This is a genomic window from Mannheimia sp. E30BD (assembly GCF_041807785.1).
Classification (GTDB): domain Bacteria; phylum Pseudomonadota; class Gammaproteobacteria; order Enterobacterales; family Pasteurellaceae; genus Mannheimia.
This window is the reverse complement of sequence record NZ_JBGTYX010000013.1, coordinates 16,025-29,414: the sequence shown is the minus strand read 5'-3', so window position 1 is coordinate 29,414 and position 13,390 is coordinate 16,025. Positions and strand designations below refer to the sequence as shown.

Genomic DNA, 13,390 nt, shown 5'->3' with positions numbered 1-13,390 from the left:
CTATATAACCAAGCGGTTAGATTTTATTGGAATTTTGCAAATTTTGAGAAAAATCTAACCGCTTATTTTTATTTGGGCTAAATTAATCGTAGTATAAAGGGAGTCTTTGAGCTAAAATCAACCATAATTTCATTTATGGATTGGAGATAATTATGAAATTAGGTGGGTTAAGACGTAGTAAAAACGTGGAAGACAGACGTGCAAGTAGCTCAGGAAGAATTTCTGTTGGGCGAGGTAAAGGGGGTATTCTTACCTTTATCATCGTGCTAGTTGGGGCTTATTATGGCGTGGATTTAAGCGGTTTAATGGGCGGTCAGGAAAGTTATCAACAAGCCTCTTCAAAATTGGAAAGTTCCGAAGAAGCACATTTAGAAGATTTATCTTCTAAAGTGTTAGCCAGCACAGAAGATATTTGGAGTGCTTATTTCAAACAAAATGGTCTAACTTATAAAGAGCCTACCTTAGTGCTTTATCGTGGTGCAACTCAAACGGCTTGTGGTACAGGTCAATCGGCAATGGGACCTTTCTATTGCCCCGTGGATCAAAAAGTCTATATCGATTTATCATTCTATGATGATATGCGTAAAAGATTAAGAGCATCGGGCGAATTTGCATTCTCTTATGTGATTGCTCACGAAGTAGGTCACCATGTTCAGAATTTATTAGGCATTACAAACAAAACCCAACGTGAACAGATGAGAGCGAAATCTAAAGCGGCGGCAAATCAAATTTCGGTGAATGTGGAATTACAAGCAGACTGCTTTGCCGGCGTTTGGGGGTATCAACTTGCTCAACAAAACAGATTAGAGCAACGTGATATTGAAGATGCTTTTAATGCGGCTCAAGCAGTAGGCGATGATAGATTACAACAACAAAATCGAGGTTATGTTGTACCAGACAGTTTTACGCACGGCTCATCAGCTCAGCGTTTAGAGTGGTTCAAAAAGGGCTTAACAGCAGGTAATCCGTCAGTTTGTAATACTTTTAATTAAAAGTGAATTAAATTATTTGAAATCTCCTTATCATTGTACTATTATAATAGTACAACTTTATTTTTTATTCAGAGAGTGAAAAATGGCTTATACAGATACTAAAAATGATGATGTTAGAATCACAAATATTGAAGAATTATTACCTCCAGTTGCATTATTAGAGCGTTATCCTGCGAGCGATGTGGCAGCAGAAACGGTTGCGAAAACACGTAAAGAAATCCATAAAATTTTACACGGGGCTGATGATCGTTTGTTAGTGGTAATTGGACCTTGCTCAATCCACGATCCTAATGCGGCATTGGAATATGCACAGAAAATTAAAGAAATGCGTGCAAACCCTAAAATTAACCAAAATTTAGAAGTGGTAATGCGTGTCTATTTCGAAAAACCACGCACAACGGTGGGCTGGAAAGGGTTAATTAACGATCCATACTTAAATGAAACCTATGCGTTAAATGATGGCTTGCGTATTGCCCGTAAAGTATTATCAGATATTAATGATCTGACTGTACCAACGGCAGGCGAATTTTTAGATATGATCACACCACAATATATGGCAGATTTTATGAGCTGGGGAGCTATTGGCGCAAGAACGACTGAATCACAAGTGCACCGTGAGCTTGCTTCAGGTTTATCTTGTGCAGTTGGCTTTAAAAACGGCACAAATGGCGGTGTAAAAATTGCATTAGATGCAATTTCTTCAGCAAAATCGCCACACCATTTCTTATCGGTTACCAAATTCGGTCATTCTGCTATTGTAACTACTGCAGGTAATCCAGATTGCCATATTATTTTGCGTGGTGGCGATAAATGCACTAACTACGATGCAGCTTCAATTCAAGAAGCCTGTACTGCAATCGAAAAATCAGGCGGTCGCCCACACGTTATGGTTGATTTTAGCCACGCTAACAGCCAAAAACAATTTAAACGTCAAATGGATGTTTGTGAAGATATTTGTAAACAAATTGCAGGTGGTTCAGAATGCATTTCGGGTGTGATGATTGAAAGCCATTTAGTTGAAGGTCGTCAAGATTTAATTGAAGGCAAAGGGTTAGAAGCCTTAGTTTATGGACAAAGCATTACCGACGGTTGTATAGGCTGGGAAGATAGCGAAAAAGCACTATTTGCTTTAGCCGAAGCGGTGGAACAACGCCGTAGAAATCGTCCGTAAAATTTCAATTTTAAGCGAATTTTTATATAATGGCGTACGTCTAAACGTATGCCTTTTATTTTTTAGAGAGATTATGACAACAATTCTTGCCTTAGATACTGCAACAGAAGCCTGTTCGGTTGCTTTACTCAATAATGGAAAAATTTCCACTCTTGATGAAATCAGCCCTCGCTCCCATACACAACGTATTTTACCAATGATTGATGAGCTTCTCACGCAAGCAAAAATTCAAATCAAAGATATTGATTATTTGGTATTCGGACGTGGGCCGGGCAGTTTTACAGGAGTAAGGGTTGGCGTGAGCGTTGCTCAAGGCTTAGCAATGGGGGCAAACCTACCTTTAATCGCAATTTCTAATCTGAAAGCAATGGCAGAAGAAGCCTACCAAAAACTCGGTGCAGAAAACATCATTGCATTAATTGATGCCCGAATGAATGAGGTTTATTTTGCTCAATTTTCCAGAAATGGCGATGAGTGGAATGAAATAGTTGCCGAACAAGTCTGTTCGCCTGAAAAGGCAATTCAACAATTCCAAGTAAGTGAAAAGACGGTTGTAGTCGGCACAGGTTGGGCAGCTTATTCGCAATTTTCTGAACAAAATCTACCGCTTGTAGTCAGCGAAATTACCTTACCTTCAAGTCGATATATGTTATCCATTGCACACGCAGAAATTGCAAAAGGCAATGTTCAGTCTGCTCTTGAAATTGAACCTGTTTATCTCAGAAATGAAGTAACGTGGGAGAAGCTACCCCATAAAAAAGAATTGTAATATGCCCATATAACAAGCGATAGAAAATAGCACAATCCCAAGTAATTTAGTGGTGAGTTCAGCACTAATCAGATTACGTAATTTCATTGAGAAATAGACGGTACAGAGCGAGCTTACCACTACAATGCCGACAATCGCAAAATTCACATAGCCTGTTTGCCAAGTTGAGAGCGGCGAATCTATTAATGCAAATGGGCGTGATAAGTAGCCGTATAAATTCCCAATCCCACCAATAACCATCATATAATTTGTATAAACAGCAACTTGTTTAGGCGTAACTGAGCGGATTTGAGCCACGAGCGGTGCCATAATTGATCCCCCGCCAATGCCGGTAATACCGGCAATTAAGCCGCCTAATCCACAGCCTGCTATATTGCATATTGTTTCTTTATAAGCATAGAGCCGGAATTTGTTTGGTTTGGGCTTAAGGAAAAGGGTTTTGTATGAGAGGGTTAATAATGTGAAGATAAAGATCGCAATGATCATATTATCAGAGAAGAGAAAACTTAGTTCAAATCCAACTTGAACACCTACCATCATTCCTAATGACCATAACAATATGTTTTTTTTGCTAATTTGTATGTACTGGCGTTGGAATAGCATTAAATTGATGGTTGCTGTCCCCATTACAATCGTGAGTGAACAAGCGGCGACAACTTGTATTGGTAATTCAGGAAATAAAGAACGTAAAATCGGCACCATTAACACCCCTCCGCCTATGCCTAATAATGCGGAAATGATATTGACTACAGCACCACAAACGATCAAAATAATTACGGTTGTGATTGTCATAATTTGTCTCCTTAAAAATTGGAGCTAGTATGCTGATTTTTTTGATACAGAGTTATGATCGCAATCATATTGGGATAAAAATAGAATAATAAGGATACTCAATGGATAACTTTCCAATACCAGAACAGTTATTGTCTTGCCAATTATCTGTTATATCTGATTTAGAAAAAGGGGAAATGATCTACGCTCAAGGTCACCAAGCGAAGGAGTTTTATTTTTTAAAAAGTGGGTTGATTGGTTTATATCATATGCTTGAAAATGGAAAAGAAAGCCTAGTACGTATCTATAAAGCCCAAGATTATTTTGGCTTTCGAACGTTTTTTGGCGACCATACTTACCATTGTTCAGCGAGAGTATTACAATCTGCTGAAGTCATTAGAATTACACCATCAAATTTCACCGAATTTTGGTTAGAAAATACGACACTTATTACCTCATTACTTAAACAGCTCTCAACTGAGTTACAAGATGCTGAACACCGTCTTTCTATGGTTGCGTATCAAAAGACACAAGAGAGAGTATTCAGCAGTATTCATTACTTACATCACCACTACCCAAACTACCGTTGGACAAACCGTGAGATTGCTGAATTTGCAGGCTGTGAAACAGAAACTGCGATACGGGCAAGACGAGAATTGAAAAAAATCCGCTAAAAAAAGCGGATTTTTTTGATACTGTGATCATTATCACATCTGAATTATGATAAAAATCATATTCTATAGTTCAAAAGAAGATTTATGCTATTGCTGTCTCTAATGGGATATTAGTCTATATCAATCTTATTGAGGTGATGTATGTTATTAACAATAATTAGCTTTCTTGCTGTTACCGCATTGATCGGGTATATCTCGTGGTTGAAAACCCGCAATGACGATCTTTCCACCTCCAAAGGCTACTTCTTGGCAGGGCGTGGATTAAGTGCAGTCGTGATAGGTTGTTCAATGGTCTTAACTTCGCTCTCCACCGAGCAGTTAATCGGGGTAAATGCGAACTCTTATGCAGGTAACTTCTCCATCATTGCGTGGACAGTACCGGCGGCGATTCCGCTCTGTTTCTTGGCGTTGTATCTGTTACCAAAATATATCCGTAACGGTTACACCACCATTCCGGAATTTTTTGAAAACCGTTTCGACCGCCAAACTCGTTTGATTATGTCCGGTCTGTTCTTGGTGTTCTATCTTTTTATCGTGATTCCGACCGCACTTTATACCGGTGCGATTGCCTTTAACAAAATTTTCAGCTTAGAAGCCAACTTCGGTTTAAGCTACGGTGAAGCGATTACTTATACCGTGGTTGCGATTGGTATCATCGGGGCGATTTATGCGATATTCGGTGGCTTAAAAGCGGTTGCCGTGTCTGATACTTGGAATGCGGTGCTGTTAGTGATCGGGGCGTTACTTGTACCTGTATTTGCTTTAATCCACTTAGGTGATGGCAGTATGGCGGAAGGGTTTAAAACCATTACCACTACCCATGTGGAAAAATGGAATGCGGTGGGGGCATCGGGCGATGCTGTGCCGTGGCCGACTATCTTCACGGGTATTATGGTTGTTCACTTCTTCTATTGGACAACCAACCAAGCGATTGTCCAACGGGCATTGGGTGCAAGAGATTTAAAAGCAGGTCAAAAAGGTATCTTAATTGCGGCATTATTCCTGTTATTCTTGCCGTTAATCCTAAACTTACCGGGCTTATTGAGCTTCCACATTTTAGGTGAAGGCTTAAAACCGATTGATGTCTCTTACCCTGAATTAGTCAATAAAACCTTCCCAACTTGGTTACAAGGCTTCTTTATTGCCGCACTGTTCGGGGCGATTTTAAGTACCTTCAACTCATTCTTAAACTCAGCCGCAACGATCTACTGTAAAGACTTACTGCCGTCTATCAGCAAAAAACAGTTCAGCGATGGCGAGCTGATTAGCTATGCGAAAAAAGTCTCTGCGGTGATGGCGGTGATTACGATGATCTGTGGCCCGTTACTGATGTTCGGTACAGACGGTATCTTCCTCTTAACCAAACGCTTTGCGGGTTTTGTGAACATTCCTATCGTGGCACTGTTTGCGGTCGGCTTATTCAACAAAACCGTCTCTGGCTTAGCAGCTCGTATCGCTCTATTAGTACACGTTATCCTTTACTTCTCAATCGTTTGGGTGTTTGATGTTAAAATCAACTTCGTGTATGTGCAAGGTGGCCTGTTCCTGTTTGATGTGATTTTGATGTTAGTCTTAGGCACATTCTTAAGAAGAGCAACTCCGTATGAAGATAACAAAACCAATCACGCGAATATGGATTTAACTGCGTGGGAACACGCACCGTTAGCGGTTGCGTCTATCGCGTGGGGCTTAATCTGTATCTATGCGTTACTCTCACCACTGGGTTTAGCCTCACTCGAGGGCCGCCCAAGCACCGTATTGACCGTCTATGCGGTAGTACAAGCGGTGATTATTGCCTTCTTTTTTGCAAGAGCGAAAGGGAAAAAGGCCTAAATAAGAAAGGTAGGGGAACACCCTACCTTATTACTATTTTTAGTGATCTGATCCCTCTTTCTTAGCAAAGCAGGGGTTGTCAAATTCTAAATAAATAATGATTGTGTGTAGGGGCGGGTCCTGTGCCCGCCCGTATTTCACATTGTATTTTCGGGCGGGCACAGGACCGCCCCTACGAATATTAAGAAAGAGCCTGCCCCCCTACTTTGCTAAAGAGGGGAGTTTGATCACTGGTTCATAAGCTATCAGCTATACACTTCATAAAAAGAGGTCATCTATGAACAACATCATCTACATTCTTCTCGACCAGGTCCGCAAAGATATGCTAGGGACTTACGGTCATCAAGTGGTGAAAACGCCGAACCTCGACCGTTTAGCGAAAGACGGGATCCGTTTCAACAACGCTTTCACCCCTGCTTCTGTTTGCGGGCCGGCTCGTACCTCACTTTTCACCGGCTTAATGCCGTCCAGTCACGGGATTATCAAAAACGGGGAAAAGGGCGGGATTGGGGAAATTCCACAAAACAATCCGAACATTGCAGGTGTTGAGGGCTATAACTCGTTTGTGATCGGCAAATGGCATGTCGGCACTAAATCCGTGCCGGAAGATTACGGCATTGCTGGACATAACTTTGACGGCTACGGCTACCCGGGCAGCCAAGTGTTTAAAAATCTAGTCTTCAACCAACCACCGACACACTCCAACCGCTACAAAGAGTGGCTGGTGGAAAAAGGCTACGATGCCCCAGAAGTGAGCCGAGCCTACTTCGGTGATAACCCGCATTTGCAGGTACAAGAGCTGTGTGGCTTGCTATCGGGAACCAGAGAGCAGACGATTGAGTGGTTTATCATTGATGAGGCGAAAAAATACATTCAATCGTCCTTAAACGAAAATAAACCGTTCTTTGCGTGGATCAACTTCTGGGGGCCGCATACCCCGTGTGTCGTGCCTGAGCCGTATTACTCAATGTACGATCCAAACCAAGTGGTGCTGGACGAAAGTTTCTTCAAACCGCTGGAAGGCAAGCCGAACCACTACCGCACCATTTCGCAAATGTGGGGAATGTGGGAAGCGGGCGAAGAGCGATGGAAAGAGGTGATTTCTAAATTCTGGGGCTACATCACTTTAATTGATGATGCGATTGGCGAGCTGTTCCGTTTCTTAGAGGAAAACAACCTCTACGATAACACTTTCCTTGTGGCGACCGCCGATCACGGCGATGCGATGGGGGCTCACCGAATGATTGAAAAAGGCGAATTTATGTTTGAAACGACCTACAACATTCCGCTGATTATCAAAGATCCGCAATCGAAACGGGTGAATGAAGTTGATGATAACCTGGTCTATCTTCACGACCTCACCTCCACCGTGTATGATGTGGCAAATCAGCCTGTGCCTGAGGCATTTCAGGGCGAAAGTATCCTGCCGATTACCCGTGAAAGCCGAGAAAACGACCGTAAAGGCTTGCTATGCCAGTTAGCGGGGCATTTCGTCTATTTCGAACAGCGAATGTGGCGGCGTAAGGATTACAAATTAGTCTTCAACGCCACCGACCGTTGCGAGCTGTACGATGTCCACAAAGATCCGGAAGAGATGCACAACCTCTTCTATGATGAGGCTTACAAAGCAATCAAAAAAGAGCTGTTGGAAGAGATGCGTCAAGAGATGAAACGCCTAAACGACCCATTGGAAAACTGGGTATGGCGGATTATTGATGAGATATAATCATTGGTAGGGGCGTATGACATACGTCCCTACAAAAATGCAGAAGGAGATGAATGAACACCGCCCCCTTTCACCTGATGGCAAAACCGAGTAGCTTTCACTGTAATATCAAGTGCGAGTACTGTTTCTATTTAGAAAAAAAGCATTCCATTCCCAAAGAAAAAACGCAATTTATGAGCGAAGCGACTTTGGAGAATTATGTTCGCAACTACATTCAATCAAGCCAACATCATCGGGTGGAATTTGTCTGGCAGGGTGGCGAGCCGACTTTGCTTGGGCTGGATTTCTATAAACAAGCGGTCAAATTTCAGCAAAAATATGCAAACGGCAAAACCATCAGCAATGCAATGCAAACCAACGGCATTGCTCTGAACCGCCAATGGGCAGCCTTTTTCAAAGAAAATCAGTTCCTGATTGGCTTATCCATAGACGGGCTCAGTGATATTCACGACCGATACCGCATTTCGGTAAACGGCAAGCCAACCTATGAAAAAGTCAAAAGTGCTGTCGAATTATTGAATGAATTTGGCGTAGCATTTAACACCCTGACGGTGGTGAATGACCGCAACTGGCAGCTCGGCAAAGAGACCTATCACGCCCTCAAACAGCTCGGCAGTCGTTATATGCAGTTCATTCCGGTGGTGGAGCATAATCACGGCAAACTGCAACCATTCTCCGTGCCTCCACACGGCTACGGCAAATTCTTAGTTGATGTGTTTAATGAATGGCTACCCGATAGGGGGCAAATCTTTGTGATTGAGTTCGATAACCTACTCGGGCAGTGGCTCGGCTATCCGTCCAACAACTGCGTTTTCCGCCCGACTTGTGGGCAATCGCTAGTGGTAGAATCCTGTGGCGATGTGTATAGTTGCGACTATTTTGTCTATCCCGATTACAAAGTCGGCAACCTGAATCAGCAATCAATGGCGGACATTGTCTTATCGCCCCAACAACTTCAATTCGGCAACAACAAGCGGGATAAACTCTCCGAACTTTGCAAATCCTGCAAATTTCGCATTCTCTGTCACGGCGGCTGCCCGAAACATCGCATCATTCCGCAGGCAGAGGGCGAAAAGCATAACTACCTCTGTGCCTCTTACCAACACTGGTTTGCAGAAACTTCCACCGCAATGCGACAGATGAGTGAGCAGATTAGGTTTGCGAGTAGATAATTAAAATAAACAAGCGGTTAAATTTCTTCAATTTTTTGTAAATTTTTAGAGAAATTTAACCGCTTGCATTGGTCGTATTTATAGAGGCTAATTGCAATTAGCCTCTATAAATATTATAGCTTTCCTAGCTTTTCTTTGTAGTGATAGCGACAAACAGAGAGATATTTATCATTACCACCAATTTGGATTTGCTCGCCATCTTTAATTGCTTCACCTTTTTCATTAAGGCGGACAACAAAATGCGCTTTTCTGCCACAATCACAGATAGTTTTTAGCTCTTCCAATTCATCAGCCCAAGCTAATAGATATTTGCTTCCTTCAAACAGTTCTGATTGGAAATCGGTTCTTAATCCATAACAGAGGACAGGAATTTTTAATTTATCTACTACATCGGTTAATTGGTAAACCTGAGTTTTTGTTAAAAACTGAGCTTCATCAATTAAGATACAGTGTAACGTTTCTTGTGAATTTAATGCTTTAATTTCCTTGAATAAATCGGTTTCTGCATTGAATAATTTAGCTTCTTGTGAAATACCAATACGAGAACTAACTTTGCCAACGCCAAATCTATCATCAATCGCTGCAGTATAAACGAGCGTATTCATTCCGCGTTCTTGGTAATTGTGAGAAGATTGAAGCAGGGTGGTTGATTTTCCTGCATTCATTGAAGAGTAGTAAAAATAGAGCTTTGCCATAATATAGAACAATAAAAAAACGGCTAATAATTTAGCCGTTTTTAGCTTAAGGATTAAACGTTGTCGATTTGACCTAAAAGTGAACGTAAACGATCTTGGAAATTTTGTTGTTCCGCTTTTAACTGCTCGTATTCGTTGCGTAAAGTTTCATTTTCTTGTTTAGCTGTATCATTTTTACCTTTTAGCTCTTCAACTTCTAATTGAAGTAATTGGATTGTTTCAACAGCTTGTTTAATTTTTTCTTCTAATTGGTCTAAAACCGATAATGACATAATAAATTCCCTCTAAATGATTGTAAAACTTATAAAGATTATACTCTAAATCAGACTTTATTTTTATAAAAAAGTTTGGTTATTTATGAATTTTTATTCAAATGGTGATTTTTTAGTAACGTAATTTTTCAGTTACTGTTAAAATGTAATCTCACTTCTTTTAAAGTTTTTCTTTCAAGAAACTAAGGAATAAAAATGAAACGAAATCTCTCTTTTGAATTTTCTCGTGTAACAGAAGCGGCTGCACTTGCGGCGTATTCTTGGCTCGGGCGTGGTGATAAAAATGCGGCTGATGAAGCGGCTGTTAAGGCAATGCGCTTTATGCTTAACCAAATGGAAATTCGTGGTGAAGTTGTTATCGGAGAAGGGGAAATTGATGAAGCTCCTATGCTCTATATTGGGGAAAAAATCGGTTTGTCTCGTTTGGAAGACGATGAAATTGCCATTGCAGTTGATCCGATTGACGGTACACGCATTACAGCAATGGGGCAAGCAAATGCACTTTCTGTTCTTGCAGCAGGTGGTAAAGATACATTCTTAAAAGCACCTGATATGTATATGGAAAAGCTGGTAGTAGGCACTGAATGCAAAGGAATGATCGATTTAAACCTCCCGCTTGAACAAAATCTTCGCCGTGTTGCTTCTAAAAAAGGCAAATTACTTTCTCAATTAACTATTGCTATTTTAGCAAAACCTCGCCACGAGCAAATTATTGCTGATGTGCAAAAACTCGGGGTAAGGGTAATTGCAATTCCTGATGGCGATGTGGCAGCTGCAGTGCAATGCTGTTTACCTGATGGCGAATTAGATCTGCTTTATGGCATTGGTGGCGCACCTGAAGGTGTTGTAGCAGGTGCGGCAATTCGTGCTTTAGGTGGTGATATGAATGCTCGTTTAATTCCTCGCAACCAGGTAAAAGGGAATACCCCTGAGCACTTAACTGCAACAGAAAAAGAGCTTTCTCGCTGTAAAGAGATGAACGTACCGATTAATACGGTGCTGAAATTAGAAGATTTAGTGCGTGATGATAATCTCGTTTTTGTCGCAACGGGTATTACATCGGGGGATTTATTAAAAGGCATTAAGCGTAGAGGCAATATTGCCAGCACAGAAACCCTATTAATTCGTGGTAAATCAAGAACTATCCGTAAAATCCAATCTGACCATTACGTTGATCGTAAAGATAATGAACTTCTTTCATTAATGGATTTATGATTTTCTCCATAAAGTCGGGCAATATGCCCGATTTTTTTATACCTTTCCAATACGTTGTAACGATTATTCTGTTTGATGGGTATTAATTGCACATAAATTAAACCCTAATGTTTCTGCAACTACACAAATTGTCTGAAACTTCACTTGGCTTGGGTCTTTAAATAAACGTTTAAGCGTAGAGCTAGAAACCCCTGTTTGCATTTCAAGCGTAGTGAGTTCAACCCCTAATAGTTTCCTTTGAGCATTTAATTGCTTTCCAAAATGCTCCAAATCATTAATTTTATTCTTCTCAAATAATTTCCGCTCTTCTTGTTCTTGCTTCAATGCCTGTTTTCGCAATTGGTTTAACTGGTTAATCTGATTTTGTAATTCTGCTGATAGCTTCATAATTACCTCTGTTTACAATTGGTCTTTTTTGATCAGAATTCTATTTTTATGGGTCAAATACAACCTTTGCATTATCTCAAGGTTTATATTTAATCTTAAATTATTTTTAGGTGGTGTTCAATATATCAAATATAAACCGTAATGAAATTAAGCCTGATTAAAAATATGGAATTATTTATGTTAGAATAGCCACACTAAAATGATATAAAGAGAGGAAGTTATGGATCTCGCTTATTTGGCAAAAATGCCGCAAGAGGAATTTACCGCACGCCGTGAGCGTGTATTTGAGCAAATGCAAGATAATTCAGCATTATTGGTGTTTACTGAATCAGAAAAACGCCGTAACAGTGATTGCGATTATCTATTTAGATCTGATAGTTACTTCTGGTATCTCAGTGGATTTGCTGAGCCAAAATCGGCGATATTATTGGTTAAGCAAGACGATAAAGCAGAGAGTATTATTTTTGTGCGTAAAAAAGACTCGTTAATGGAAACTTGGAATGGCAGAAGATTAGGTGTTGAAAATGCACTAAAAACGTTACACTTTAACGAAGCTTTTGATATCGATGAAATTCAAGTGATACTTGCAAAAAAATTAGTAAATTTAACCGCTTGTTACTATGTATTTGGTATGCAAAAGTGGGGGGATGATATTCTTTTCTCTACATTTAATGAGATGAAAGCCAATCGTCAGAAAACCCCTACTATATTAATCGATTGGCAGCCTATGCTCTCTGAAATGCGTTTAATTAAATCGGATTTAGAGGTTGCTCTCATTCAACAGGCTTGCCATATTTCTGCAATGGCACATATTCGAGCAATGAAACAAGCACGTCCGAATCGTTATGAATTAGAAATTGAAGGGGAGTTGCAATATGAATTTACTCGCTTTGGGGCACGATTTCCTGCTTATAATTTTATTGTGGCGGGAGGGGAAAATGCTTGCATTTTGCACTACAATGAAAATGACCAAGTGCTAAACGATGGAGATTTATTACTCATTGATGCAGGGGCAGAATTTGCTCATTATGCAGGGGATATTACTCGCACTTTCCCAATAAACGGCAAGTTTTCTGAGCCACAAAAAGAGCTATATGAATTAACATTAACAATGTTGAAAGAGGCAACTAAGCTACTTGTGCCGAACAGTTCTATCAAGGCAGCTAATGACAAAGCGGTTCAAATTCTCACAGAAGGCTTAGTACGTTTAGGTATTTTAACGGGGAAGGTCGATGAATTGATTGAGCAGAAGGCGTATCGTCAATTCTATATGCACGGCTTAGGGCATTGGTTAGGGTTAGATGTACACGATGTGGGCGATTATGGCACAGAGCGAGATCGCCCATTACAGATTGGTATGGTGCTAACGGTTGAGCCGGGTATCTATATTCCGAAAGAAGCAAACGTACCCGAGCAATATAAAGGTATTGGTATTCGCATTGAAGATAACTTGCTGATTACCGACTACGGTAATAAAAACTTAACCAGCGGCTGCCCGAAAGAAATTGCGGATATTGAGCAGTTAATGCAATCGGCTCAATAATTTACAATGTTTTGTAAAAAATTATTCACAATCCTTGTAAGTATTGTTCACAGCATCGCTGCCGTTGGTAAAGCTAACGTTCAAAAAGTGATACTTTTTGTGACCGCTTGCTTTGATATTTTTCTGAATTTCGCTTAAGCTAACTAAACCAAATGCAGTGTTTGGGGTAT

13 protein-coding genes are annotated in these 13,390 nt (G+C 40.6%); 9 read left to right on the top strand and 4 right to left on the bottom strand.

The features are described 5' to 3' along the window. The first annotated feature begins 152 nt into the window (after nucleotides 1-152). The 3 genes from ACERCG_RS08305 to tsaB all read left to right on the top strand — a co-directional run bounded on the left by ACERCG_RS08305 (nucleotide 153) and on the right by tsaB (nucleotide 2,932). Nucleotides 153-992, top strand: coding sequence for a neutral zinc metallopeptidase (locus ACERCG_RS08305; protein ID WP_373611567.1), 840 nt, complete (start codon nucleotides 153-155; stop codon nucleotides 990-992). Nucleotides 993-1,074: 82 nt separating this feature from the next. Continuing rightward, complete coding sequence (gene aroG, locus ACERCG_RS08300) at nucleotides 1,075-2,163, top strand: 3-deoxy-7-phosphoheptulonate synthase AroG (RefSeq protein ID WP_373611566.1); 1,089 nt, start codon at nucleotides 1,075-1,077, stop codon at nucleotides 2,161-2,163. Nucleotides 2,164-2,233: 70 nt separating this feature from the next. Beyond that, nucleotides 2,234-2,932, top strand: a complete 699-nt coding sequence (gene tsaB, locus ACERCG_RS08295) for a tRNA (adenosine(37)-N6)-threonylcarbamoyltransferase complex dimerization subunit type 1 TsaB (RefSeq protein ID WP_373611586.1) — start codon at nucleotides 2,234-2,236, stop codon at nucleotides 2,930-2,932. Here tsaB and ACERCG_RS08290 read toward each other — a convergent pair. Further along, entirely contained in the window at nucleotides 2,909-3,724 is an 816-nt protein-coding gene (locus ACERCG_RS08290) for a sulfite exporter TauE/SafE family protein (protein WP_159630227.1), read from the bottom strand. The two genes, tsaB and ACERCG_RS08290, sit on opposite strands and share 24 nt — an antisense overlap. A 101-nt stretch (nucleotides 3,725-3,825) precedes the next feature. On the opposite strand from ACERCG_RS08290, the gene ACERCG_RS08285 reads away from it, so the two are divergent. The 4 genes from ACERCG_RS08285 (at nucleotide 3,826) to ACERCG_RS08270 (ending at nucleotide 9,108) form a co-directional block, all read left to right on the top strand. Continuing rightward, a complete protein-coding gene (locus ACERCG_RS08285; RefSeq protein ID WP_373611565.1) occupies nucleotides 3,826-4,377 on the top strand; it encodes a Crp/Fnr family transcriptional regulator in 552 nt (183 codons plus the stop codon). A 141-nt stretch (nucleotides 4,378-4,518) separates the two neighbouring features. Continuing rightward, nucleotides 4,519-6,210, top strand: coding sequence for a solute:sodium symporter family transporter (locus ACERCG_RS08280; protein WP_373611564.1), 1,692 nt, complete (start codon nucleotides 4,519-4,521; stop codon nucleotides 6,208-6,210). 277 nt (nucleotides 6,211-6,487) lie between these two features. Next, nucleotides 6,488-7,936 carry a sulfatase-like hydrolase/transferase gene (locus ACERCG_RS08275; protein ID WP_373611563.1) on the top strand — a complete coding sequence of 483 codons (1,449 nt, stop codon included), beginning with the start codon at nucleotides 6,488-6,490 and terminating at the stop codon, nucleotides 7,934-7,936. Between the two features lie 53 nt (nucleotides 7,937-7,989). Beyond that, nucleotides 7,990-9,108 carry an anaerobic sulfatase maturase gene (locus ACERCG_RS08270; protein ID WP_373611562.1) on the top strand — a complete coding sequence of 373 codons (1,119 nt, stop codon included), beginning with the start codon at nucleotides 7,990-7,992 and terminating at the stop codon, nucleotides 9,106-9,108. 113 nt (nucleotides 9,109-9,221) lie between these two features. Here ACERCG_RS08270 and ACERCG_RS08265 read toward each other — a convergent pair whose 3' ends face one another. Together ACERCG_RS08265 and zapB are read right to left on the bottom strand one after the other, a co-directional pair. Then, the gene (locus ACERCG_RS08265) at nucleotides 9,222-9,803 is read right to left on the bottom strand and encodes a thymidine kinase (RefSeq protein ID WP_373611561.1); all 582 of its coding nucleotides are present in this window, start codon (nucleotides 9,801-9,803) and stop codon (nucleotides 9,222-9,224) included. A 53-nt stretch (nucleotides 9,804-9,856) separates the two neighbouring features. After that, complete coding sequence (zapB, locus tag ACERCG_RS08260; RefSeq protein ID WP_188156326.1) at nucleotides 9,857-10,075, bottom strand: cell division protein ZapB; 219 nt, start codon at nucleotides 10,073-10,075, stop codon at nucleotides 9,857-9,859. Between the two features lie 195 nt (nucleotides 10,076-10,270). Here zapB and glpX point away from each other — a divergent pair, with 195 nt between their 5' ends. Beyond that, nucleotides 10,271-11,290, top strand: coding sequence for a class II fructose-bisphosphatase (gene glpX, locus ACERCG_RS08255; protein ID WP_373611560.1), 1,020 nt, complete (start codon nucleotides 10,271-10,273; stop codon nucleotides 11,288-11,290). 63 nt (nucleotides 11,291-11,353) lie between these two features. Here the strand turns inward: glpX and ACERCG_RS08250 are convergent, their stop codons facing one another. Continuing rightward, nucleotides 11,354-11,677 carry a transcriptional regulator gene (locus ACERCG_RS08250; RefSeq protein WP_373611559.1) on the bottom strand — a complete coding sequence of 108 codons (324 nt, stop codon included), beginning with the start codon at nucleotides 11,675-11,677 and terminating at the stop codon, nucleotides 11,354-11,356. Between the two features lie 220 nt (nucleotides 11,678-11,897). Here ACERCG_RS08250 and pepP point away from each other — a divergent pair, with 220 nt between their 5' ends. Beyond that, nucleotides 11,898-13,220 carry a Xaa-Pro aminopeptidase gene (gene pepP, locus ACERCG_RS08245; RefSeq protein WP_373611558.1) on the top strand — a complete coding sequence of 441 codons (1,323 nt, stop codon included), beginning with the start codon at nucleotides 11,898-11,900 and terminating at the stop codon, nucleotides 13,218-13,220. Nucleotides 13,221-13,390 lie beyond the last annotated feature (170 nt).